Here is a 26017-nt window from a genome sequence, read left to right as displayed (position 1 = left end):
CCACATGATTACTAAAGAGGTTTTACACCGCTCTGGAGCCGCCAAGCATTCACACTACTATGGTGACCAGGCCGATGACTACTACAGCCGTGATGGCCAGGCCGCCATTTGGCAAGGAAAGGGAGCTGAGATGCTTGGCGCATCTGGCACGGTCGATACCCAGCGATTTCATGCCATGTTGCGCGGCGAGTTCGGCCATGGCGTGAATGCTGGCAACAGTATCCGTCACGATTCACAGGCCCGCTCTGGCTTGGATCTGACGATCTCAGCACCTAAAAGCGTCTCACTGCAAGCCTTGATCGGTGGCGATGAGCGCATCATTCTCGCCCATGACCGCGCGGTTGACCGTGCATTGGCCTACGCAGAGCAGCATTTTGCACAATCACGCCAAACCATCCGTGGTAAATCACAGGTCGAAAACACCGGCAATCTGATCATCAGCAAATTCCGTCATGAAACGGCCAGAGCCACGGATAACTCCCCACCGGACCCACAGCTTCACACCCATGCCGTCATTATGAATCTGACCCGGCGCCAGGACGGCAGTTGGGCAGCGCTGAACAATGATTTACTGGTCCAGTCCCGCCCACTCCTGGACTCTATCTACATGGCTGAATTGGCCAAAGAGTTAACCGCCATCGGCTATGATCTGCGATTTGAAAAGAACAACGTTGAGCTGGCGCATATCACACGTGACCAGATCGAACACTTTAGTAAACGCAGTGCGCAAATGAACCAGCGTCTGGCCGATGCGGGCATGGACGGTCCCACCGCCTCTCATGCGCAACGCCAAATGGCTGTGCTGGCTACACGTAAGCCTAAAACTCAGGAGTTCACCCGCGATCAGCTACAAGCTGACTGGACGGCGCAGTCAAAGGAGATTGGGATCAACTTCCGAAATAATCTGCACGCCTCCAAAGAACGCGCCAAGGATCTGGCCAGCCTTGCAAACCACTCACCTGAGCCCGAGGCACGTCAGCGTATTGCTGATACCGCCATGATCTGGGCCATCAAGCATCTAGCTGAACGCGAAACCGTCATGAGCCAGTCCGAACTGCTCAGCCATGCACTGCGCCATGGAGAGGGAGCCATCAGCGCCGAGCAACTACGACTGTCTTTAAGTCGCCTGGTTGCACGAAACGAGCTGGTGGCCAGAGCCTTCCATTACCGTAGCAGTTCTGACCACAAAACCAAACCACGTACCCGTCAGGCCTGGGCGCATGAGTTGGTCCAATTACGAAGCATCCCGATAGAAAAAGCTCTAGAACAAGTCGATCAAGCCATTGGTGTAGGTCGGCTGACACCCACCGAACCACTCTTTGCGACCCAAACGGCATTGCGCAGTGAACGTGATGTCGTATCCATGATGCACGCAGGACGCGACAAAGTTACGCCGGTGCTAGCACGTGATCAATTGCAGGCGGAGTTAACCGCCACCACCCTCACACCTGGTCAGCGCAGTGCCATCGAGCTGATGCTATCAGGCCAAGACCAGGTGGTAGGCGTACAAGGATTGGCAGGTACGGGCAAATCATTCGCACTACAAGAAACCAAAGCATTGTTAGAGGCACGAGGATATCGCATGATCGCCCTTGCCCCCTACGGTTCACAGGTTGCCAATCTGCGCCAGGACGGCATTGAAGCGAACACGGTGGCCTCAATGACAACGGCTACCGAGACCAAGCGCCTGGACAACAAGCTGGGCGAAAAAACGGTCGTCGTCATTGACGAAGCAGGTGTCATACCGGTGCGCGAGATGCAAAAATTGCTGCACCACTTACAGCCCAGCGGCGCTCGCATCGTATTGCTAGGAGACACTGGCCAGACCAAAGCAGTCGAAGCTGGTCGGGCGTTTGCACTGCTGCAAGAACAAGGTATGAAAACTGCCCTCATGGGCGATATTCAGCGCCAGAAAAGCGACACGCTTAAACAAGCAGTCGAACTGGCCGCCGTCGGCAAAGCAAGTGCCTCACTCAAGGTTCTGGAAGATCATGTCGTCCAGATTGATGATCGCATCACAAAATGGGATGACGGCACCCAAATACGAGATAGCAGTCCTCGCTATGAAGCGATCGCACACGAGTACGTCAACCTGTCCGATACTGATCAAGCCAATACGCTCATTGTCACTGGTACCAACCACTCTCGTCAGACCTTGAATCAACGCGTCCATGAGCTTCGAGGTCTGAGCGGCAAAGGACGGCAATACCGCCTACTCACCCGACACGACACTACCCGAGCTGAGCGTCGCTGCGCCAAGTACTACACGGTCGGTGATATCGTCCAACCCGAGCGCGATTACAAGAACGGGATGAAACGTGGCCAACTCTATGAGGTGGTCGAATGCAACCGCACCACCGACAGGCTGATCGTTTTACCCCTGCGCCCCGACCCTGGCCAGGAAGCTCAACCCATTGAAGTGATCCCGAAAACAATGAGCACGCTATCGGTCTATCACCAGCACACCGCAGAAGTGTCCGTGGGGGATATGGTTCGGGTTACTCGTAACAATGCTGAGCTCGATCTGGCCAATGGGGAGCGCTACGAAGTACTCGGTATCGCGCAGGACTCGGTGACGATTGCCGCCAATGGCCGAGCCGTTACCATGTCCACTGATCAACCTCTGCACCTGGATCATGCCTACGCGACGACAGCCCACAGTGCCCAGGGCTTGACCTGCGATCGCGTGCTCTACAACGCGGAAAGTTTTTCACGGACCACGGCCCAGGACACCTATTACGTGAGTATTTCGCGTGAACGACATGAGGTCACCGTCTTCACGGATAACGCTACGCTGCTACCCAAGGCGGTCAATAGAAAGGCCTACAAGGGGCTGGCTCACGACTTGCTAGCCACCCACAGCAAGGCCAAACCGTACGAAATGGCACACGCCAAACCCGAGGAACAGCATGCCGAACTGGAAATTTGAGGTATATGGCAATTTATAGTCAAAGATTCGTCAGTTATCTGTCTATTAGCGGTCTACATCTTGTCTATTGTTTGTCCAGCGCTTGGGCACTAATGATCAATTAATTGTCTATTAACTGACCACTGGCTCGTTATTAGTCCATGTCCACGGTACAAAACGCCACATACGTACCCCATAAAAATGACGTATTTACTGACTTACAAATGATTTTGTTGCTCTATTTGTTCCACGCAACCTAAAGTTACCAACTTTCTGAAAGCCGCATGTATGCGTGCTTTCAGCACCCCGGCAGGGGTGCGTCCTGTGTGAGGCCTTAAGGGCCACAAAGAGCGCCAGCTCATTGAGGGACTTTTGGTCTCTTGCCTGGTCCCCAGACCAGGCGGCGTCACCCTAATGGGGCCCCGGCTACGCCGGGGAAATTCACGCTATCCCACCCACTCCGATTTAGCCGCTGCTATTAGACAGCACGGCCAGATTGTCACGCCTTCATCACTCTGGTGAAGGCTTCACCATGCAGTTCAAAAACTGCGCGTAATAGGAGATTCACAACGATGGAACAGAAACTTAACAACAAGGATGACGGTACCAAGCACGAATCAATAGATTATTTTGAGCGGCGGGGACAAGCTGAAAAGTCACGTGCTGCTGAACAGCAAAAGCGAACACGTGTCTTGAATGGTCCCCGATTATTTCGTGACGTGATGACCAAGCTGGGACTCCAGCGAAAACCTGCTGAGCGTGAGCACATCAATACCAAGATGCTTGAGGCCAGTATGTCACTAGAACGACTCACGTCTATCGACCACGAAAGAGAGGAGCAGCGAGACTTTGAGCCCTCCGTTTCTAACCATCTCGAAGAAACAGCGGAATTTAAAGCCTATGAACGTGGCTTAGCAGCCGTTTTAAATGCTCAAGAAATGACCGCTGTGGATCTGAAAGATCCCGATGTACTCGAAGGGTACGTCAAAGGACTTGAAGATCATATAAGTGATCTACACATTGCAAGAGATATTGATGGGTTTCAAGTGCCAAATGCCGATATTGAACGTGCTGAACAGCTCTGGAAGCCAACTCACCAGCAACGTCTATTAAACATGAAACAGCAAAATTTGGAGATCAAGTCAGACGGGCCAGAACTAGACCGCTAAGTCCAGTCGGGCTCTAGAAGCAACAAAGGCCACCCATTGGGTGGCCTTTGTGATAGGCAGAAAATCATACTGAAATGTATTACGAACCAGGTGTATAAGTTACGATTTTCTCGCTGGCCTGCTTGCCTAAGTTTCCTCATTGTCTCAATCTATGGCTGCAATCGTTGGGTGGACGATCACGAAGCACCATGCCGTTGGCGGTCACCAGTTTTGAGAATCTAGATAGACGTCGCGAAGCATCTTTCCTGCAGACAGGCCTTTATAATGGTCACCATTGGGATCGAACCCCAAGTGATCGGCAATCGTCATGTCATGGACATCCAATCCCGTCGCAATCTCTATGGAACGCTCAAAAGCAGGTGAACGGCCGATCTTCGCCACACGGTAAGCATCATGAAGTTTCTCCTGATACTGGGACCGAAGTTGGAAGGTGCGTAGGGAGTTCTGAGCGCTTTGATTGTCAGCCGGAGCATTGATGCGCACTTCGAAATGCTCAGCTGGAAACCGAAGCGCTTTCAATGCTGGATCCTCTTCCCTGCCATTCTTCGGAGCCAAGTCAAAGGTCAGCACACCCACATCACGCAGCGGATTCAGATGAGGAATGCTAACAAAATCCTTGTTGTGCTTCATGCCAGGACCATTGCATCTTCCGCAACACGGAACTAAGTTACCGAGCGACAGCGCAAGAAACGGATAGCGCGCTTTGTCGTAATAATGATCAAGCTGTGGGCGATAGCCAGCATGGTCTTCATCGCGCGCCACCGTGGAGGTTGTTCTGATATGGCAGTATGGGCACACTTTATAACGTGCTGCACTGCACAGTGCATATGCCCCCCAGCCATTGCGCCTACTGATGAATGCTTCGTAGTTGAAGATCGCCTTAAACTTCGTCTTAGCTCCGTCCAAAAATGATTGATCCCCAGAGAATGTCGCTGTGAAGTCGTCAACAACCCCCGTGAAGTCACGCGTGGCGGCATCAACAATTACATCCAAGTTTCGATCGATAAATTTACCCACCTCTACTACGACCAGTGATTCGGGGCCTATAACGTCTCGCTCGCTTTGCAAGGCAACTGCGACCTTGTCACGGAGAAATGCTTCATGTCGCGCCGCAGCATCGACCCAAACGTCATGTATTTCGATAATCATTTACCGTCCCTCGGTCTGGCAAGCACGGCTTTCTTTAATCGTTCATCGCCGATCTCGTCAATGAGGATACGGTCTGTAACGGTCAGCGAATTGGTCAATACAGTTTTACGAAGTCGCTGAACTTGATGAGCCGCTTTGGAGCCGATCGACGGAGTTCCAAAGGTGTCAAGCACTAAGGCATCGAGTGAACTACCGAATGTTTTAACCCCTTGAGTCATCTCATCTCCAAGCCTCTGAATCAGCGGAGATGGAAAGTCACCAGAGATGATCGGAGAGTGCGTTGCGATAATCGCCTGGATCGCTTTGAATCCATAGCGTATTTTTACTGCGGCCAAAAATTGGTCTAGTTTCTCCACGTATTGCCGCTGCCAATCAAGGTGTAAGTACGCATCTCCCTCGTCAATCAGAACAAGGACTGAATTTACTGATCGTTTTGAGAGTCGAGCAAGAGCAACCTCAAGTCGAGCAAATTGATCGACCAAAGAAAGCAGCCCGGAACTGAGGTTAGCCCATGAAAGTTGAAAAGCAGAACGACTGTCCTCCACATCCTGCAGGCGTTCGACTCTGTCGACGATGAACTGCATCCCCACTCTAATATTTGAGTGCTGGATCGGCTGGAGGTCGCTATTCGACGCAATCGACAGGGCCGAAAAAAGTGAGTTCTTAAATCGCTTCGCAGTATGCTGATCGAAATGAGCCTCAAGCTCGCTGTCCTCGAAGCGGACCAACCCCAAGGTGCTAAGGATGGAGGTGGTGGCACGAAGCCTGTCTTTCAACTCCGTTGTAAAGTTCTCAAGCGTTGCGAATGCGGCAATTCTGTAAAGCTCACCTTGACGATAATCCAATTCCGACTCCATCCACCCTCGCAGTTTTAGAGCAAAAGGCTGGGCCATCTGGACCATCTCGGAAGACGGGCCGTTCGCGCGAGCCACTGCGTAACGTTTCATCTCCTTATTAAGATCGGGGTCGAGAATATGTCCTGGCACCTCGAGCAAAGTGGGAAGTATTAACCGTTCAAAGATGCTCGGATTATAGGAGAGAGATGCAGTTAACTCAGTGGAGACGCCGAGTGACTGCGCGACATTCGCGAAATTCCTCAGCATGCTCCCTTTGATCTGACTAGGCTGTAGTCTAGAGGCGTTCACGAACCTTTTGTGAGATGCCATCGCTCTCTGGTAGGGCAATGGCGTGAAGTAAACTACGCCTAGGCCGGGCGGCGGCGTCTTTGTATCGCCATGGATGGATACACCCTCTACTTTCAAGTTGCAACGCTCATGCACTTGCCAATGACCTTGATCTCCGAGCGGAGCCCCAACTGTTAGGACCTCTGCCAACATTTGGAGAAGCCGAGTCTTGCCGGCTCCGTTCTTCCCCAACATGAGTGACATAGAGTCAATCTCAAAATACCCGGGAAACAAGCGTGCATTCTCCCCGATCGACGCACGCTGCCCATCAATAACTACATAATCCAGCATATTTTTCATCAATCCAGTTGGTACGGACTGTGCCTAGTGAGCAGTTCCCAGCCTTTGTACGAGCCGAGTGCTCAGCCGACAGCCTGTAATTGGCGTGACTAGCCCGTCAAACAACTACGCAGGCTGCAAGTCCGACGCAAAAAAATGCTCTTCAACCCAACGCGGCCATTAGGTCAGTTAGAGTCAGCGAATAAAGACCGTAATAGTAGCAAGAGGCATCGTTCTAGGCATGCGCCGTTAAAAACCGTAGTCAGCCATAAATAATAAAAAACTGAATGGAAACCTGTGGTTGAAACCACATTCACTAATGAGTCGAGCCAAACAAGTTGATCTTGCCACACATCAAATCTGAAATTCGTGGTCGTGTGATCCCGAAAAACTTATGGTGTATACCACCGCTCTCGTTAGTCCGTCACCCTTGCTGTGCCGAGTAATGTCAGGACAAACGGGATGGGATCGTGGGATAAGTAGAGAGCGAAGTAAGTAGTTTATGCCGCAAAAGCCCTTGAAGTGCGAGCCTGGATTGGTATGTTCGGCACAGTAAGGGTGACGAACTAACGAGAGCGGATTCGCGGTGGGCCCAGCGATGAGAGTATGCAACACAGCCATCTGGCGAGCGCCTCTCGTGCTTAGCACACTAAATAGGCCACAGCGTGGCCTTAGCAAGCTAATAAAGGAATTACTTTTCGTCTAAGATATTCTGGCTTACTTAATCTTTGATACCGATAAAAAAAGTAAAATACTAATATGTCCGACATACCCGAACCAACCAGTCAGGTCTTGCTCTGCTCAAATTGTTTTGTAGATGAAGGGCTGCGACTCGATGCAGAAAAGCACGGCCTTGAACAACAAGATAAATGTCCGAATTGCCAAAGCACGGATGGCCGAAAACTAACTCGAGACCACATTACCAGTTTGTCATGGCGATTCTTTGTAAGCGGAACCACTGTCCGATGCGAATATGGTGCAGCGCCTTCGATTCAGTTGAACGAAAATTATTCCGGCCAGAGCGACATCACTTCGTCAGCGCAGCTTGAGAAAGATATCAAACTTGTAGAAAAGGCCGCTAGTATTAGTTTTTTCCATTACGGCCCACCATTATGGATGGTAGGCGATATAGAGCCATTAAAGGCGCTTCAGGATCCGGCTACACGACCTCAGACCATCGAACGCGTCTTGAGGGAATTCCGCGAAAAAACACTTAGCAAAGGAAGCAAATTCTACCGTTTACGGGTCAAGCCAGAACGTCCGAATGAGCCATCCGAGTATGACAGTCCGCCAATAAGGTTCGTAGGTAAAGGACGTTTGGATTCACCTGGCTTCCCAGTGATGTACGGATCACAAGACATTGATGTTTGTATCCACGAATGCCGGGCCGCAACGGAGGATGATCTTTATGTCGCAACCTTAAAGACTCAGAAGAATCTACGTTTATTGGATCTCGCTCATCCTTTAGAGGAAACAGAGACCGCATTTGAAAGTCTGGACATGGCAATCCATATGCTGTTTCTTGCCCGGTCTCACTCATATGACATCGCCCGTGACATTGCTCTTGCTGCGAGAGAGGCTGGGTTTGATGGAATTATCTATCCGTCCTTTTTCAGCCTAATTCGAACCGGCACCCATCCTTTCGAGACCATCTATGGATTGCCACTTCGTCATCACCATCCCAATAAGGAACAATATGTTGAGGCAACTACCATTCTCAACCTCGCTCTATTTGGATGGCCCATTGATAACGGTTTGGTAACCGTTGAATGTATAAATCGTTTGATACTCACAAAAGTTCAGTACCGTGGGCACTTCGGTCCCATCCACCTTTAAAGACCCTGCAAAGTTGGAAGCGTGAAGACTCATTACTCAAAGGGTGTAGTGGAGCCCTATACGGTGAGATAGAGCCTGGCCCGCTTAGCGGGCCCAAGCGTTTAATATGCCAAAATCATCGAAGGTCGATTCAGTCGTCATAGCCCCCATTAAATATACAGTTTTGTTGTTTCAGAGCTAGCCCGTAGCGGAATCCCCCTTCCTGAAATCAGTCCTTAACAACCAGAATTGATGGCAGCCAACCAGTGCCTGCAAGGGCTTGTTCTGCCGCATCAATCGCCTCTTTTTTCTTCATCCGTACCAAAGGTGCGGCTTGCTCGGGCGAAGCCCCTTCGGAAACGACTTCCACCAATCGGTCTTTCGAGACATGGCTTAGGTAGGTTGCACTTGTGGCACTCCACCATTCAGGCATCTGGATGCTCAGCAACCCGGCCAGTTGATCAAGTGCATTTGGTTTGCTGGACTCTTGGTGCTGGATACCCTGCACAGTAGTCGCCACCAAGTAGGCCAATAATTCAAGCAAGGTCTCGGTATCTTGGCTCAGCGCCCAGGCCAACTCGCCACCATCGCTACCTGGAGTAATCACATCACCCCAATGCTGCTCGATACGTGCTAACTCTTGGCCTGCGCGGCTTTCCGGAAAATCTGGCGCGTCTGCTGCCAAGGGCTCGCAACTGGTTGAAATACCCAATCCAAAGCCACCGTGACTGTAATAGCCAGCACCATAATGACGACGCGCCAGTTGAGCGACCAGCACAGCCAAGGCCACATTAGGATTGTTGGCCAGGGCGGCTTGCACAATGGCCGTTTTATTGGCGGTCAATTGGCGAACTAAGCGTTCAGAATGCGTTGGTCGGGTCTTCACTGCTGGCAGGGAAACACGCCCTACTCCCTCAGCGTCTTGTTGCTGCTCCTGAGCTTGCGCACGATCTTCTGGGCGAATCAAGCCTTCAACTATGTCCAGTACACCTTGGTAATCCAGACGGACAATGCAACCTGCTACGTTTTTCTGACTATCGGTATAGGCTTCGCACGCGTTCTCAATCGCATGGATTTGCTCTTGCAGTTCGTCAAGCTGCTGATTCAATGCTTGCCATTCATCTTCATCAGCCTTTTCTTCCTCGTCTTCAAGAATCGCTATGTCATGCATCAGCGATTTTTCTTGGATTTGCAACTGGCCAACCGTCGCCTGCTGCTCCGGCGTCAGATCAACCGGCTCTGGATAAACACGTCCATAGCGACTGCTGACTGATTCAGACTCAAGCGTGACTTCTGCCCAAGCCCAGCCCTGCGCCGTTAAATCGGCAGCAGCTTCTTGCAACTTGCTTCGCGCCAGTCGATCAACCAAAGCTCTATCAATTAGATAGATACCGTTTAGGTCATCTTCATCAGCAAACAAATCTCGCGTCACCCCGCCGCCAGCCGCCTGATAAGCGTCCAGGCCGATAAAAAGCACCAACCGGTGATTCGCTGTCATGGCTTCTTCAATCATGCCGCGAATAACACGAGGGCTCTTTCGGTCCCACATATTCAAATTGGAATAGACCTGCACTTGACGCTCTTGATCGTCCGTCATTGCATACGCCATCAGCGCATCCAGTGGCAATTCATTGTCACGATATGCTTGCATCAATGCGGGTGCCACTCGCCCCAACTGCAAGCGACGGCGCACAACGGTTGCGGTGACACCAAACGCGGCAGCCACATCTTCAATGGTTTTGCCTTGTCCGATCAGCTCAGCGAATGCTTCAAACTCGTCTGCCGGGTGCATCTGCTCACGCTGCACGTTCTCAGTGATCGACACAAGCAAGGCATCTTCTTCATCGTAGAGATTGCCTGCGACTAACTGCCCTTCCGGCCAACGCCCATCCTCCAACAAATGATGGATTGCCTGCAAACGCCGTCCCCCTGCTATAACCTCATGGAAACCACGTTTTTTGCTTTTGACTACCGCCAGGGCATGAAGCAAGCCGACAGTCGCAATCGAGTCAGCCAGTTGTGGCAGCGGTGTCTGACTTGCGGTCTTGCGAGCTTGGTACTGCTCCGAGACAACCAGTTTGCGCGGGTCGAGTTCAATAGCCTTATGTTTCATGATGCGTACTCCCTCTGAATCAATGAACAGTCGAATTGCCAACCACAGGCAATGACTCGGAAAGGAGCGCGGACAATCGTCCCAACTGGGCAACGGTCAACGCTGGTAAACGAAAGGGTGTTGCGGTCGCATGGGCTTCTCGCCATTCCTGGGCTAATTTGATAAGATCAACTTGCATTACGTGAACTCCTTCAAGGTTGTGTGATGCCTGCCCCTGTTTCGGTTGCCGCCGAACAGGGGCTTCTTTATGCGGTGTGTATATAGAAAAACCCAACGAACACCGCGCATTCAGGCAAGGTTGATGACTGGCCCCAATCATCGCTATTTCGTGGGCCAAAACGAGGGTTTAGTGGGTCATGGCCAGAACTGAAAAGAACAGCCCCATTTGGCTTGACCACATAGTGAGTTTCAGTTGTTTCATCATCGTCCTTCACGGTTACGATGTACCCCTTATGCCGAGTTTTCTGTGCTTGCATGAATCACCCCTTTAAAAATTCCAAGGACTTACCGCTGACCGGGATCGAAGATTCCGAGCCCGATTCGTAGATATGTGTTGCGTTCTACATTTCGGCTTGCGGTGTGTGCCGCCGGTCTCGTTAGTTCGTCGCCCTTGCCGTGCCGAACCATGCAAGGACAAACGGAAAGGGACCGTGGAATTAATAGGGAGCGAAGCGAGTGGTTTATGCCGCGAAAGCCCTTGGAGTGCGGGCCTGGAGTGGTACGGTCGGCGTTGTTGGGGCGACGGACTGACGAGACCGGAATCGCGGTAGCCCAGTGATGAGAGGACGCACCACAGCCGCGCGGCGAGCGCCTTCTGTGCGCAGCACACCAACTCGGCTGCACCGCAGCCCTAGCAAGCAAAGCGCGCAGGCCCAATAGGGCCAGAGGTGTAAAGGATCGTTACCCTATGGGGTTAAAACTAGTAGGGTTCATTCAGTTGGGCCGCTTGCGGCGCAATAGAGCCTGGCCCGCCAAACAAGCACACTCAGCGCACAGTGACATGCCTCAACTTTTGGCCAACAAAAACCGGTCCAAGGTCGGTTAATATGTGTAAATCCAGACTTGAACTGGCAAAAACCGTAAGACAGGGAACAACCCATGACGACTAGTCAAGGCAGACAGCTTTCGGGCCGTTGCGGTCGTCTGCGAACGGCAACTACACAGCGATTGCCTCCTATCGAGCTCACAAAATAAATGACTGTTTTTTCCAAAACAACACTCATTTACCATAAATAAAAAAGTAGTTCATTCAAGCAGCAGTCTCCCTAAAAAACTCAGGCCGATTCAGCTTTGACGGCTGGCAACTATTTACGTGAATAGACCCTAGACCATCAGCGGCCGCGTCTAGTAGACTGATGCAGCATTTTGTTGCAAACAGCCTGCGGGCCACTATAGGGGGACGGAGTCGGTGATCAATCAGATAGACATAGCCAGCTTTGGCAGCTTCCAAGGTTTAGACTGGAGAAAAACGGTCAAAGACAGTGGCAGAAATGTTCAGTATTTCAAGCGCCTCAACGTTCTTTACGGGCGTAACTACTCTGGCAAGACAACCCTTTCGCGGGTCTTCCGTTCGTTGGAGACTCGCAAACTCCCTCAAAACTATGTTGGCTCAGCCTTCACCCTGACAGGTGACAAAGGTGATATCACCCATACTGACTTGCTAGCCCACAACTACGACGTGCGGGTCTACAACCGCGACTTCGTCACCGACAACCTCAGCTTTCTGGTCAATCAAGAAGCCGGTGGCATAATCAAGACTTTTGCCATCGTGGGTGAGCAGAACAAAGAAATTGACGACGCCATCGCTGCGATTGAAGCTAGGCTTGGCAGCCTGGAAGGCAAGGCAGGGCTTCGGTTTGATCTAGAAGCCAAAAAGAAAGAGCGCGATCGCACCAAGTCTGCCCACACCGCTGCGTCTAGAGACCTAGAAGAAAAACTGCGTGTCCATGCCAATGACAAAATTAAGAAGAACCGTCAGTACGGCAGTGCTGTCTACAACATTGCACATATCAAAAGCGACATTGCATCCACGAAGAAGGCTGGCTTTATCACCCTCACGACTGAGCAGCAGGCCGTCAAGCTGAGTCTGCTCAAGCAAGAGGCCCTGCCTGACATCACTGACAGCTTAGTCGTTACCCTCAAGCTGAAGTCTTTGACGGCCACTGCCGAACCATTACTGTCCAAAACAATCACACCAACCAAGGCAATTGAGGAATTGCTCAAAGACAGCGCCTTGCAACTCTGGGTCAAGCAAGGTATGGGGCATCACCGCGATAAGCGCGATACATGTGCCTTCTGCCGACAGGATCTGCCGCACGACATTTGGAAGGTGCTCGATGAGCATTTCAGCAAGGAATCTGGCGACCTGGAAACATCCTTGGATGCGGCTATCGCGTCAGTCACGAACGAGATTGGCACGATTGCAGGACTCAACACCTTCACAAGTGCGCAATTCTACGCCGACGAACGCACCGCGTTTGAAGCCAGCAACAAAGCCCTGTCTCAAGCGCTGGCTGTCTACCAGAAGGATCTGGAGACGCTGAAGAAGTCGCTTGAGACTCGGAAGAAGAACCTGTTCCAGCCCACTCCCCTAAAGACTCCCTCCCATGATGCCAAGGAAATCGCAAAGCACGTTGCCGACATCAATGCTCTGATCGACACGAGCAACGGCAAGACTGCGACGTTGGACGAAGATAAAATCAGTGCCAGAGAGGCACTTCGCCTGGCTGATGTGTTCGCCTTTGCTGAGGCCATAACATATGACAAGGAACTAGGAAGGATCGCCACCCTCAAGACCACCGCTGATACCGCAAGCACAACCTTCACCGATGCAGAAAAAAATATTCGTGAAGCCGAAATTGAAGTTCAGACATTGAGGGCCAAACAAAAGGATGAGCGAAAAGGGGCAATACGAGTCAATGAATTGCTCAACAATTTCTTCGGCCATGACGGCATCAAGCTAGAAGCTCGTGACGGTGCAGACAAAACCACCGTCAAGTTTGAGATCACGCGAGATGGCAACGCTGCTTACAACCTTTCCGAAGGCGAGTGTAGCCTCATCGCATTTTGCTACTTCATGGCCAAGCTTGAAGCCCCAGAGAGCAAAGGCAAAGAATTAATCATTTACATTGACGATCCAATTTCAAGCTTGGATGGCAATCACATCTTCTTCATGTTTAGTTTGATTGAAAGTTTGATCACCAAGCCAGTGAAGAAGCCAGATGGCTCAAATTCATACCGCTACAAGCAGCTGTTCATCTCCACGCACAATTTGGACTTTTTGAAGTACCTCAAGCGCCTTTCCTTTCCGATGAAGAAACTGCCAGCAGCAGAGGGGGTAAAGGCAAAGAGTGTCAGCGATCATGAGCACTTCATGATTGAGCGAAACGGCGCCTCAAGTAACATCATGCTTATGCCGTCTTACCTCAAAGACTACATCACCGAATTTCACTACCTCTTCCACCAAATCTATAAGTGCAAGGACCAAGCTGCCGCAGCAGAAAACCACGAGCCATTCTTTGGTTTCGGCAACAATCTGCGCAAATTCCTGGAGGCATTCTTGTTCTTCAAGTTTCCATACCACGACGACAAGAACGACTCCTTTGAACGAATCAAGAAATTCTTTGGTGAAGAGGAAGACACAGCCGTTGCACTCATCAATCGCCTCAACAACGAGTTCTCACACCTAGAGGCTGTTCCAGACAGAGGCTTCAAGCCTGTTGAAATTCCAGAGATTGCCAAGGTTGCCAACTATGTCTTGGAAAAGATCTATGCGTCAGACAAGGTCCAATACAACTCTCTCTTGAAGAGCATTGGCGAGCCTGAGCGAGTCGGTTGACCTTTTTAATGCGGCAACTTTAAAACAAAGCACCCGTCAGGGTGCTTTGTTTATTTCACGGTGAATAGGTGAGCTATTTCTAGATAGCTGCTAGCCTCAGTTCAACGACTGTCCTGCGCATCAACAATCATTGGTCTTTTTGTCATGACCGACCGCAACCGGCCTGATGTAGTCCTGCGGGAGCAGTCGGCCGGAGGTTGCAGTTGGCCCAAAAAAAGACGCTCCGAGAGCTCTGATACTTGATCAGTCACTGTCTGTCAGATCAGGTCTGAGTTAACAAGGATTATGCTTCCACATTTTTACGTATTTCCGTCTTCTGGTGCAATGACCAGATTCTTTTAACTTGGCTCGTACTGCATCCTGCTAGCCTAGCTGTATCAGCAATGCTTCGACCCGCATCGCGTAACGCGACAATGCGGTCATGTACTTGAGTATCGGCTTTTCTGCCTGTATAACGACCCGCTTCTCTGGCCAACTCAATTCCTTGACGTTGACGCTCACGACGATCCTCATAATCGTCGTTCGCGATCTGCAAGGCCAGTTTTAACAGCATGTCTTGAACAGACTCTAGGACGATCTTAGCTACACCTTTGGATTCCGCCGCTAACTCAGACAAATCGACGACACCAGGTATAGACAACTTTGCCCCTTTGCCGCGGATCGAAGCAACCAAATGTTCTGCCTCAATCAACGGTAAGCGGCTGATTCGGTCAATTTTTTCAGCAACGACAACTTCACCCGATTGCAGGTCAGCAATCATGCGTTGTAACTCAGTACGATCAGCTCGGGCGCCAGAGGCTTTTTCTCGATAAACACCTGCGATATAGAAACCCATCGCCTTCGTAGAATCAATAATGCCTTCTTGCCGCTCAAGGTCTTGCTCATCCGTACTGACGCGCATGTAGATACGAGCTACTTTCATACTATATGGCCATCCACATCTATGTTTCATTTTTTAGATAAATTGGGTATACCCAATTTAGCCCATCAAATAAAGATGGTCAATATGACTATAGATCGACCCTATTTAGCCACTCTGCTTTTGACTACCTAAAGTGGCTAAGAAGCGCCCTTCCAGGCCCTTAAACTAGAACAGGCTAATCTGCCCTATTTATACGTCTTTGTTTAGGGTACTCATAAGGTTCTTCACTGACACATCATTACCTGCTCTTTCTGCTTTACATCTGACTTAACACGAGTAGCTACGCTACGTCACTGGAACTGTGCCGCTGTTTTAGCCGCCTGGGAGATATTCAAGTTTTGCAAAAAATAGAGTTTATGGTTAAAATCAAAGCACAATTACGCGCGGTAACAAGTTGCTTTGTTATCAATTGTCGGGCGTTTCGCCAGACTGAGCTGTAGTGGATTACATCTTCGGCACGAAAAAGGCATAGGCCTAATCCGTGTCCAGTAGGTCCCGATTAGGCCTATGCCTTTTTCGTGCCTAATTTAGGTAATTGACTTGTTTGCTGACGAATTAGAAAAATTTCAAATTATTATTTCGCCAGAAAAAACGCGAATTATTAGACGCCCAAAAATCGTTCTGATTTTTGGAGGTGGTCCAATTGGCATTGAGGCTGATTATCGGTACTCCTCTTTTCGAAATGCCTTTCTTAATTGGACACATGAAAATCGCAATCCGCTTGTTGATTGCTTTCAGCTACCTGAATATTTTCATGAATGGAATCATTTTGAAAACTACCCGAATCTCGTTGAGTTTGAGCGAGATGCGGGAGCCTTGTCTAGCGCAATCCTTCTTTTTTCTGAAAGCTACGGCTCTCTAGCTGAATTAGGTGTTTTTTGTATGGATGATGTTTTATCCGAAAGATTACAAGTGGTGATCAGGAGGGAACATTATCAGCAGGAATCATTTGTAGTGTTTGGACCGCTACGAAAGCTTATTGATACCTACGGCGCATCATCAGTTTGTGTCATAGACGCTAAAACCGTAGAGCAGTTTTATGATGAGGCCGCAGTTGTAGCTGAAATATTACAGGAAAAGGTGAATGATCACCCTAAAAAAGAAGGTTTTTTATCGACAAGAATCCGTGATCAACTATTATTAATTGCTGATGTTGTTGATTTATTTGGTGCTCTTACCGAGAGTGAAGTAATTGATATCTTGAAGTTTATGAATGTTGAGATTGATAGAAAAACATTCCGTAAGTTTATCGGTCAATTGAAAAGATTTAAATTAATAGAAGATTGCCAGCAATATAATCAAAAATACTTGATTGCTCCTAAGGAAAACCGGCAATTCTATCTTGACTATACCGCAAGTGAAGGCGCAAGGAATTTTGATCGATCTAGATTTAAAATTCTTGTTTCTGATCTATTAAAAAAAGACAGTAGAAGAAATAAAGCATATATCCAAGTGCATGGGGAATATGCGTGATGAATATTATAGAAAATCTCCAAAAAGCTTATCCTTTATCAAAAGAAGAGGTTGAGTTTTTTATTCGATCGGCACCGCGTAGATATAAAATTCATTTTATTGAAAAACGTAATGGCCGCGGTCTGAGGGTGATAGCCCAACCGACAGCTGAATTGAAAATTATACAGCGATGGATAACTCAGAAATTTATTAACAAACTACCAGTACACGATGCGGCTATGGCGTATCGGTTGGGTAAAGGGATAAAAAACCATGCTAGCTCTCATGCTCAACAAAAATATCTTCTTAAATTAGATTTTAAAGATTTTTTCCCTTCAATTAAACCCCGAGATTTAAGACTGCACTTGGCTAACTACACTGACCTTCAAAAAGAAGACATATCAGTGATTCTAAAATTACTTTTTCGATATGATAAGAGTAAAAGGGGGTTTTCTCTTTCTATAGGGGCGCCAAGCTCTCCATCCGTGTCGAATACAATCATGTATCCATTTGATGAAATGGTTTCAGATTACTGCATGAAGAGAAAGATAAAATACACAAGATATGCTGATGACTTAGCTTTCTCTACAAATCAACCACATATTCTTGATGGACTGCAAAATTATATTAGGGAGCTATGCCAGTCATTAAAATACCCCAGATTAGAATTAAATGAAGAAAAAAGTGTATTTACTTCAAAAAAATTTCAAAGGCAGCTAACTGGATTAATCTTAACAAATGATGGAAAAATATCTTTGGGAAGAGATAAAAAAAGGCTGATTAGAGCTATGGCTCATAATTATGGGGTAAATAAATTGGACCCCAATGATGTACTAAGACTAAGAGGCTGGTTAGCTTTTGCACTATCCGTCGAACCAGGCTATGTGGAAAGCATTGAAAGAATGCTTGGTAAAAATATTTATGAAAAATTAATGAAATAATATCTTTTAAAGATATATAAAATTTCTATAATTCTTTTACAGAACAGAGACTTTAGCGTCGGGATCGCAATTAATTTTGTAATAAATAATATTTTTTTAAAACCATAAATGGTTTAATCTTGAAATATATTTAAATTAAGCCTACCCTAAGATAGGACAATTAAGCCTCAAAACCACGCGCAGATCATAAGCGTTTTCTGCAATCAGCGAGAAGCGCTATCGATATCAGACAAGGCTAAGCAGCACCAACCAGCCGATTGGTTTCATTGATAACTTATGCCCGCAAAACTGGGGCTTCGGCTATATTATTTGCACCTGCGTAATATCAAAGATCTAGAATGACACCACAAGTGTATATACCGCATCTATCTATAGCTGCGCTTTCAACAAGGTAAACACTTGACACCCGCGGCCAGCATGAACCCTTGCCCGTTCTGTATGCGCAAAATATGCCAGCTCGGCGCTGATAAACTAGGCTAAGAAACACCAGATCAAATTGCAATTTATTCAGCCTAGCAATCCGCAAAAAAATACATAACTTGCAGTAACACCAGACGTTCGTTATAACGGCTCACACACCAACTATTCGATTCAGTTTCTGATTCTGATTCCCAGATTCCCCACACACTCGCCATGAATTTACAGTCACGAACGGCTAAATATAGCTTTGGGCGATGTGACACCTATTCAAAAAATGACCTCGGCCGTTTAGCCTCTATTTTTAACGACTGTTAATCCAAGCAAGGCTACCCCGACTAATATCACTACTGACCTCGGAGTAGGCTTTGAAATGTATTATCTCAGTGAGGCTTTAACTAGAGAGTTCAGGCCAAATCTGATCCCAATCATTGGGTCGTAGCATTTGACGAGTAACAACACCTTTAGTCATTTTCTCAATTTCAACACATCGAATAATAGGAACCTCTTGAGCTCCAGTGGCCCATCTGTGGACTATAGGGGGGGCTACGCCTAAGTGTTTAGCCAGGGCCGTTAGGCTACCAGCAATTTCACAGGCTTGTCGTATAGGTAGAAAATCGCTCATCTCTTGTGGCTAATGTGTACGAGTTGCAGGTTTTTATCTTTTGGTTAATAATACCATTGACCACTGACTACCAGTGGATGCTCATTAACAACCTGGTCGATGAATACCGGCTCATGCATAGAATTATTATTGTGCAGTGAAGGCCGGCTGCCCGATTACATAGGGGCAGAAGTAAAACCTATGAAAAACCAGTTAGCCTTCAGGCACGTTGAGTGTGCGCAAAGAGAAGGTGTGACTGGCTACCCTACGAAGGGTTGTCTCATTTCTATGTGACACCTAGAGGGCGCCCATTGTCGTGAGACAACCATCGCGGGGATGGCGGGTAATTCCCGACAAACAGCAATAACTTGATCAGTCGTATGCGAGGTCTCTTGCTCGAACAAGGGGTCTCATACTGAGCCAAGGTCGATACAGCAACTTAACCAGGACGCTGTATCTCAAAGCCTGATGCTTTTACATCAGGCTTTGCTTAGCCACCTGTACGTCAAAGGAGGTTAAGCAAAGCCTTGTATTTTCCATGACCGAAACGGAAAAAAGCCATGGTATCGCTACCACAGCTTTTTGCCTTACAAGGCAGTTACTGAATCGTTAAAGAACCAGACTACTACCTAGAAAATATTTGGTCGGAACGGAAGGATTTGAACCTTCGACCCCTTGCACCCCATGCAAGTGCGCTACCAGGCTGCGCTACGCCCCGAAAGAATTAAACTATAACCCTGTTCTTCCTTTCTGGCAAGTGTTTTTTAGGTATTTTCTTTCGATTCGAGATTTTCGATAGTTAATCTCGGCATCAATCAAAATTCTGTACTTGCTTGAACAGGCGGTCTGATTTTCAATGCTCGCTTACCAAGCAAATCCGTATCAAAACCGTGAAGGCAGGAGTATACCTACTTGGTTTAAAAATGCAAAGCTCTTGTCATCCTGCCCGCCCTTCTGACTGCATCATCCGCCATTGCAACAAGCTGGGACCACCGGGATACAGCAGGCGTTCCACCGGCAAACGCTGCCACGGCAAATCCGTTGTGCGCATGGAAACACCTCCTGGCGCCGCACCCACAATGATTTGGTTGCTGATGCTGCCAAAATCTGCCCTGAAGTGCACGGCGCTTTTCAGCACCAGTATCTTCATCTGTTCCGGTTCTACCCCCACAAAACGGAACATGCTTTGATCCGCCATTTGCGACTTGTAGGACGCCAGCACGATACGCACACCCTCTATGCGCAAACAGGCGCTGGGGCCTAGGTTCATGGCACAGCCTGCGTAGTACGGGCCGGTGGCGCGGAATTGCCCATCAGATACCGACTCGATATAGAAGCGTGCATGCAAAGGCATGTCACCGGGCACACCGGATTTACCGCCCAAGGACAATTCAATTGTTTTACCCGCACCGGCCTGATGAACCAGCGCTGCGCTTTCCGGGTCCACGATCAGCCCCAAAGCCGCGTCCGAGACCTTGGCTTTCAACAAGGCCCGCAGCAGTCCACAGGTATCCGAGCTAGCACCACCGCCGGGGTTATCGTGGGCGTCCGCAATAATGACCGGGCCTTTACCGGGATGATTCAGGGCCCATTGCACTGCCTCATCCGGCTCGTAGAGCTTACCTTGAAAGCCTCCCGCCTTACTCAAGACTTCATCCAGAAACTCCGCCAGACGAGCATCGGCCTGCTCCTGGCTTTGTGCATAGGCCCAAAGTACAGCACCACATTCCGGCACATCAGCAGCGGGAAAACCCATCGCAAATGACACGCTGCCTTCACCCTCTATCTCTTCCAGCGCTGACAAGCTGCGATACAAGCTGGCAGCGGGTTCCATCTCCGTACTTTGCCATATCGCTGGAATCAGGAAAGGGAGTCGATGCCAGGCCAGCCTGGGGCGCTCTCCCCCTTTTACACATCGCATCAAGGCTTGAAATGTGCGCTCTCCGGTCTGGCCCATATCCACGTGCGGATAGGTTTTGTAAGCGACCAGAATGTCCGCCTGCGCCAGCATGGTATCGCTGACATTGGCGTGCAAATCCAGGCTGGCAACCACAGGCACATCGGGGCCCACCATCTCCCGCACCAGAACCAGCAAATGCCCTTCACCATCATCGCGATGCTCGGCCACCATGGCGCCATGCAAATCCAGATACACCGCATCCACGGGCAGAACTTGCTCCAGACGGTACAGAATCTCCGCGACAATCGCCTCGTAAGTCATGGCCTCGACTGGTGCAGAAGGACTGGCGGCGGCCCACAGTAGCGGGACACACTCGACCCCAGCCTGCGCAGCAGCCGCCATAAAGCCAGCCGCCGGAATATTGGCCCCACGCAAGGCTGGCTCGATGGCGGCTGCCCGGCACATCCCTGGCCAGCCGCCCCCATGCTCAAAATCCGCCATCGTGGCCATGGCCGGTCCAAAAGTATTGGTCTCGTGCTGAAAACCCGCTACTGCAATACGCATCACTTGTCTCCGATTGCTATTACGCCTGTCCCGCCAGTTGGATGCAGAGCTGCTCGTAGATGTCTTTAGCCCCCAGAACATCATCGATCGCCACGGACTCATCGGCGGTGTGCGCCTGAGCCTCCTCGCCAGGCCCTAAACCGATGGTTGGAATCCCCCGTCGCCCTGCAGACTCCGACCCGTTCGTGCAGAACCACCACGTATCCATGTCAACCGGCCGCCCTGCTTGCTGAACCGCTTGCACCATGGCTTGCGCCAATGGCGCGGACTCGTCCAGACGCCACGCGGGCAAGTCTCTCTGAGGGCTGGCCTGCTGACCTGTATACGTTTGTACCTGACTGTCTACCAGTTCCAACGAAAAGCCCTCCACCCCTGCCGCCTGCAAGCATTGCTCCATCTGCTGCAGCACCGATACGCGGCTTTCTCCCACCAGCGTGCGGCGATCAAAACGCACTGTCACGGAGGAAGGAATCAGGGAGATGGACGGATGCGGATCGGAAATAATGTCAGTAGGCACCAGCAGGGCCTGCCCCACCTGTGCATCCTGCGGCAAATCCAGGGTTTGCAGTGCGGAAATCGCCCTGGCTGCCGCCTGAATAGGATTCACCCCCAGATGCGGCAAGGCGGCATGCGCCGGGCGACCTTGCAGACGCAACAAAATCTCCTGACGCCCTTTCTGTCCCACCATGATGCGCAAACGCGATGGCTCACAAATCACGACAGCCGCGGGTTCGCAGTGCTCCAGCGCCTGAGACAAGGCAAAGCCTTCGATCACCTCTTCCATCACGCTGGCTGATACGGCGATGCGTTGCTTTAATTTGCCCGAACGAGCCGCGGCTGCCGCGCCACATAAAGCGGCGGCCAGACCGGCCTTCATATCACTGGTACCACGTCCATACATGCGTCCGTCCCGGATCTCGGCCCCAAAAGGTTCTACCGTCCAGGTCCCCGCAATCGGCACCACATCCATGTGGGCATCAAACAGCAAGGCTAACGGTGCCTGTGCCGGGCCTAGTAAACCCAGCACCGAGCCTTTCTCGTCCACACTGATCTGATCAAAGCCCAGTTCCCGCATGACTTGCTGCACAAAATCCGCCATGCCTTGCTCTTGCCCGGACAGACTGGGGATGCGGACAAAAGCCTGTGTCAGGCTGACGGCATCCCAGGCCAGTTCCCTGGCTTTATGTTCGTTCACGCCCATGGCACGACCGCTCCACGTTGCGAGCTGATCAAACCATACGCTTCTGGTCGACGATGCCTCTCGAAGTTGAAGGTGGTGTTCTTGTAGGAATTGCACAAATCCAGATCGCAACGGGCAATGGCCAACTCGTCACCCTTGGTTGAGCAAGACGCCACAATCTCGCCGGACGGTGCAATGATCACACTGCCTCCGATCATCTCGATCCCCTCCTCGCTGCCCGCTTTGGCCACCCCTACGACCCAGGTGCCGTTCTGATAGGCCCCGGCCTGCATCACCAGGTGATTATGGAACATGGACAAGTCATCATGCTCTGGCGCTGGCGGGTTGTGAACCGGCGTGTTGTAGCCCAGCATGACCATTTCCACCCCCTTCAAACCCATGACACGATAGGTTTCCGACCAGCGGCGGTCGTTGCACAAGGCCATACCCATCACGCCCCCGAAGGCCGACCACACACCAAACTCCTGACCCGGCTCGAAGTAGTATTTCTCCAGATGCTGGAAAGCACGCCAAGGCTCATCCTGACCGTGGCCCGGCAAATGCACTTTGCGATACTTGCCCACAATCGTGCCGGTTTTATCGACCAGGATGGACACATTGAAGCGACGTTTCACGCCGTTTTCAATGACTAGCTCGGCATAGCCCAGATAGAAACCAATCTGCAGCTTGGCAGCGGCATCAAACAAGGGCTGGGTATCTGGACCCGGCATCTGGGTTTCATAAAAACAATCAAAGTCCGAAATATCTTCGCTAAACCAGCGCGGAAAAAACGTGGTCAGCGCCAGCTCAGGAAACACCACCACATCAACATCCATTTTCTTGGCCTGATGCAAGTGGGCCAGCAGGCGGTCCACTACCTGTTTTTTAGTTTCGCTGCGTGCGATAGGGCCCAACTGAGCCGCTGCTACATTGACAAACCTGGACATGAGATTTGAACTCCATCAACAATTAAGATCCGCCCAAGGCGGGATTCGGTACGCCCTGCCTCTTTCCAGAAGCAGGATTTAGCCCTGCACGATCAACACAGCCTCAACAACCGTGTTAATCAGGCATAAGCGCAAAAATTCTGAAAATCCCAATGCACACCGGGTGCGGACTCTACCAGTTCACGGGTGTAAGCCTGGCTAGGCTGGCTAATGACACGCCCCGGTTCCCCGGCCTCCACAATCCTGCCCTTTTGCATCACCACAATGCGATCAGAAATCTGCGCTGCAACACGCAAGTCATGGGTAATGAAGAGGATGGCCACGCCGGTTTTGCGCTTGATATCCAGCAGCAGCTTGAGCACCTGCTCTTGCACCAACACATCCAGCGCGGACACGGACTCGTCTGCAATCAATACATCCGGCTCCATCACAATGGCGCGGGCCAGACAAAGTCGCTGCCGTTGGCCGCCCGAGAATTGATGGGGGTAGCGTTCCAGCACGTCCGCATCCAGTCCTACGATGGACAAGACCTCGGTCACGCGTTCGATGGCGACTTTGGGATCAACGCCGATGTTGTGCATGCCTTCTGTCAAAGACTGGCCAATCGTCACGCGGGGGTTCAGCGAGCGATACGGATCCTGAAAAACGATCTGCACTTTGCGCCGTTGCGCCAGGTTGCGGTCCTTGCAAGCGGCGGGCAAAGTGTCGCCGTTCAGAGTGATTTGCCCCGAGCTGGCTTCAACCAAGCCAATAATGCAGCGCGCCAAGGTGGATTTACCCGAGCCAGATTCCCCCACCACGCCCAGCACTTCATCCCGGCGTATATCCAGATTGATGTCGCTTAAGGCATGCATCTTGCGGCCCTTGGAAAACCAGCAATCCGAGCCGTAAACCTTGCCCAAACCACGGGCGCTGAGCACGATCTCGTTTTGCACCTCCTCTTTTGCTGGAGGATGCACATTGGGAACGGAAGCAATCAGAGAGCGGGTATAGGCTTCTTTGGGGTTGGACAGAATCTGCTGGCAGGTGCCCATTTCTACGCTGTCACCACGCTTCATCACCAGAATCCGGTCGGCAATATCAGCCACCACACCGAAGTCATGCGTCACGAAAATCACGGAGGTACCGCATTCGCTTTGCAGTTCCTTGATCAGACTTAGGATCTGCTTTTGCGTGGTCACATCCAGTGCCGTGGTGGGTTCATCCGCGATCAACAAACGTGGCTGCAAGATCAAGGCCATGGCAATCATGATGCGCTGGCGCTGACCACCTGACAGCTCATGCGGGTAGGCCATGAAGAGCTTTTCCGGCTCCGGCAAACGCACGCGCTCCAGCATATTGATCACACGTTGGCGGCGCTCCTGCCTGGAGCTGTTCTTCTCGTGAATACGGATGACTTCGTCAATCTGCTCGCCCACCCGTTGTACCGGGTTCAAGGCTGTCATGGGTTCCTGAAACACCATGGACATGGCCGAGGCCCGCAAGGACAACAAGTGCTCCTTGTCCATCGTCAGCAAGTTTTGGCCCATCAGCTCGATACTGCCCTGGCTGACACGCAAGGTATCGGGCGGCAGCAAGCCCATGATGGCAAAAGAGCTTAAGGATTTGCCTGAGCCGGACTCGCCCACAATGCACAGCGTCTCGCCTGCATAAACATCAAAGCTGAGCTTGTTCACCAACTGACGCGGCTGGGCGGCTTTGGTTTCAATGCACAGGTCCTTCACCGACAAAACGCATTGAGCCTGGCTATTAGAGGTATTCATTGTCATGTCTCCTGCCCTTGTCACTTACAGCCGTGTGACCAGCTTCGGGTCCAGAGCATCGCGCAAGGCGTCGCCCAGAACATTGATACTGAGAATGGTGATGGACAGCACAATGCCGGGGTACAGCACGATGCCGGGAATCAACTGGAAGTACAGACGGCCTTCGGCAATGATGTTGCCCCAGGAGGCCATTTCCGGCGGGATGCCCGCCCCCAGAAAGCTCAAGACAGCTTCCAGCAAAACGGCCGAGGCAAACACATAGGTGCCCTGCACAATCAAAGGCGCAAAGGTGTTGGGGAACATATGACGCGACAGAATCACATAGGCCGATGTCCCCACCGTCATGGCCGCTTCCACATAAGGCTCGGAGCGGACGCTAAGAATCACGCCACGCACCAAACGGGTCATGCGAGGAATTTCAGGAATGGCGATAGCGATCAGTACCGTGGTCAGGCTGGCACCGGATACTGACACCAGGGCGATGGCCAGCAGAATGCCGGGAATCGCCATCACCCCATCCATCACCCGCATGATGACCGCGTCCAGACGACGGAAATAACCCGCCAGCGAACCCAGAATCACCCCAAAGAACACACTGATGGCCAGGACACCAAACCCCACCATAAAGGACACCTGCGCCCCGTACACCACGCGGGAATACAAGTCCCGGCCCAGTGCATCCGTCCCCAGCCAGAACTGCGCAGAAGGCGGCTGCAAGCGCACACTGGGGTCTAGCTGAGTGGGATCTTGTGTGCCCAGAAAGGGAGCAAAAATGGCCATGAACGCCATCAGGATCAGGAACAGCAAGGCGGCACGGGCCGAATTGCTGGCGACCACTTTCTTCAATTTGTTGAGCTTTTGCATATTGTTCT

General features: G+C 50.7%; 16 protein-coding genes, 1 tRNA gene and 1 pseudogene. 6 read left to right on the top strand and 12 right to left on the bottom strand.

Annotated features, from left to right (window positions below; translation table 11 throughout):
- The first annotated feature begins 4 nt into the window (after window positions 1-4).
- Complete coding sequence (gene mobF / locus OSH09_RS03070; protein ID WP_266120108.1) at window positions 5-2929, top strand: MobF family relaxase; 2925 nt, start codon at window positions 5-7, stop codon at window positions 2927-2929.
- Between the two features lie 551 nt (window positions 2930-3480).
- On the top strand, window positions 3481-4077 hold the full coding sequence (locus tag OSH09_RS03065; RefSeq protein ID WP_266120107.1) for a hypothetical protein: 597 nt from the start codon (window positions 3481-3483) through the stop codon (window positions 4075-4077).
- Between the two features lie 201 nt (window positions 4078-4278).
- On the opposite strand, the gene OSH09_RS03060 is transcribed toward OSH09_RS03065, so the two are convergent.
- From OSH09_RS03060 to OSH09_RS18360, 3 genes and pseudogenes are all read right to left on the bottom strand, one after another.
- Window positions 4279-5226 carry a hypothetical protein gene (locus OSH09_RS03060; protein WP_266120106.1) on the bottom strand — a complete coding sequence of 316 codons (948 nt, stop codon included), beginning with the start codon at window positions 5224-5226 and terminating at the stop codon, window positions 4279-4281.
- Entirely contained in the window at window positions 5223-6710 is a 1488-nt protein-coding gene (locus OSH09_RS03055; RefSeq protein ID WP_266120105.1) for an AAA family ATPase, read from the bottom strand. The genes OSH09_RS03060 and OSH09_RS03055 overlap by 4 nt, the downstream gene beginning before the upstream one ends.
- Before the next feature lie 272 nt (window positions 6711-6982).
- A pseudogene (locus OSH09_RS18360) lies at window positions 6983-7083 on the bottom strand (helix-turn-helix domain-containing protein); the annotation flags it as partial.
- 365 nt (window positions 7084-7448) lie between these two features.
- Between OSH09_RS18360 and OSH09_RS03045 the strand changes: the two are divergent.
- Window positions 7449-8525, top strand: a complete 1077-nt coding sequence (locus OSH09_RS03045) for an RES family NAD+ phosphorylase (protein ID WP_266120104.1) — start codon at window positions 7449-7451, stop codon at window positions 8523-8525.
- 208 nt (window positions 8526-8733) lie between these two features.
- Here OSH09_RS03045 and OSH09_RS03040 read toward each other — a convergent pair whose 3' ends face one another.
- Complete coding sequence (locus OSH09_RS03040; protein ID WP_266120103.1) at window positions 8734-10710, bottom strand: ParB/RepB/Spo0J family partition protein; 1977 nt, start codon at window positions 10708-10710, stop codon at window positions 8734-8736.
- A 1315-nt stretch (window positions 10711-12025) separates the two neighbouring features.
- Between OSH09_RS03040 and OSH09_RS03035 the strand changes: the two genes are divergently transcribed.
- Window positions 12026-14455 (top strand): AAA family ATPase, encoded by a 2430-nt coding sequence (locus OSH09_RS03035; protein WP_266120102.1) that lies wholly within the window; start codon window positions 12026-12028, stop codon window positions 14453-14455.
- A gap of 283 nt (window positions 14456-14738) precedes the next feature.
- On the opposite strand, the gene OSH09_RS03030 is transcribed toward OSH09_RS03035, so the two are convergent.
- On the bottom strand, window positions 14739-15377 hold the full coding sequence (locus tag OSH09_RS03030) for a recombinase family protein (RefSeq protein WP_266120101.1): 639 nt from the start codon (window positions 15375-15377) through the stop codon (window positions 14739-14741).
- A 540-nt stretch (window positions 15378-15917) separates the two neighbouring features.
- Between OSH09_RS03030 and OSH09_RS03025 the strand changes: the two genes are divergently transcribed.
- Both OSH09_RS03025 and OSH09_RS03020 read left to right on the top strand, forming a co-directional pair.
- The gene (locus OSH09_RS03025) at window positions 15918-16850 is read left to right on the top strand and encodes a retron St85 family effector protein (RefSeq protein WP_266120100.1); all 933 of its coding nucleotides are present in this window, start codon (window positions 15918-15920) and stop codon (window positions 16848-16850) included.
- A complete protein-coding gene (locus OSH09_RS03020) occupies window positions 16850-17770 on the top strand; it encodes a retron St85 family RNA-directed DNA polymerase (protein ID WP_266120099.1) in 921 nt (306 codons plus the stop codon). Before OSH09_RS03025 ends, OSH09_RS03020 begins: the two co-directional genes overlap by 1 nt.
- An 811-nt stretch (window positions 17771-18581) precedes the next feature.
- On the opposite strand, the gene OSH09_RS03015 is transcribed toward OSH09_RS03020, so the two are convergent.
- The 7 genes from OSH09_RS03015 to OSH09_RS02985 all read right to left on the bottom strand — a co-directional run bounded on the left by OSH09_RS03015 (window position 18582) and on the right by OSH09_RS02985 (window position 26009).
- Window positions 18582-18812 (bottom strand): transcriptional regulator, encoded by a 231-nt coding sequence (locus OSH09_RS03015; RefSeq protein ID WP_266120098.1) that lies wholly within the window; start codon window positions 18810-18812, stop codon window positions 18582-18584.
- A 620-nt stretch (window positions 18813-19432) separates the two neighbouring features.
- Window positions 19433-19509, bottom strand: a tRNA-Pro gene (locus OSH09_RS03010).
- 219 nt (window positions 19510-19728) lie between these two features.
- Window positions 19729-21255: a M81 family metallopeptidase gene (locus tag OSH09_RS03005; RefSeq protein WP_266120097.1), complete on the bottom strand. Its 1527-nt coding sequence runs from the start codon at window positions 21253-21255 to the stop codon at window positions 19729-19731.
- 19 nt (window positions 21256-21274) lie between these two features.
- Window positions 21275-22456 (bottom strand): YgeY family selenium metabolism-linked hydrolase, encoded by a 1182-nt coding sequence (locus OSH09_RS03000; RefSeq protein ID WP_266120096.1) that lies wholly within the window; start codon window positions 22454-22456, stop codon window positions 21275-21277.
- Window positions 22447-23382 carry an N-carbamoyl-D-amino-acid hydrolase gene (locus tag OSH09_RS02995; protein WP_207874617.1) on the bottom strand — a complete coding sequence of 312 codons (936 nt, stop codon included), beginning with the start codon at window positions 23380-23382 and terminating at the stop codon, window positions 22447-22449. Before OSH09_RS02995 ends, OSH09_RS03000 begins: the two co-directional genes overlap by 10 nt.
- A 119-nt stretch (window positions 23383-23501) precedes the next feature.
- Window positions 23502-25145 (bottom strand): dipeptide ABC transporter ATP-binding protein, encoded by a 1644-nt coding sequence (locus tag OSH09_RS02990; protein ID WP_266120095.1) that lies wholly within the window; start codon window positions 25143-25145, stop codon window positions 23502-23504.
- A gap of 24 nt (window positions 25146-25169) precedes the next feature.
- Window positions 25170-26009, bottom strand: coding sequence for an ABC transporter permease (locus OSH09_RS02985; RefSeq protein WP_207874611.1), 840 nt, complete (start codon window positions 26007-26009; stop codon window positions 25170-25172).
- Window positions 26010-26017: the final 8 nt, after the last annotated feature.

The organism is Alcaligenes parafaecalis (assembly GCF_026344135.1).
In the GTDB taxonomy this organism is placed as follows: domain Bacteria; phylum Pseudomonadota; class Gammaproteobacteria; order Burkholderiales; family Burkholderiaceae_B; genus Alcaligenes; species Alcaligenes parafaecalis.
This window is presented reverse-complemented; position numbering and strand designations above follow the sequence as displayed.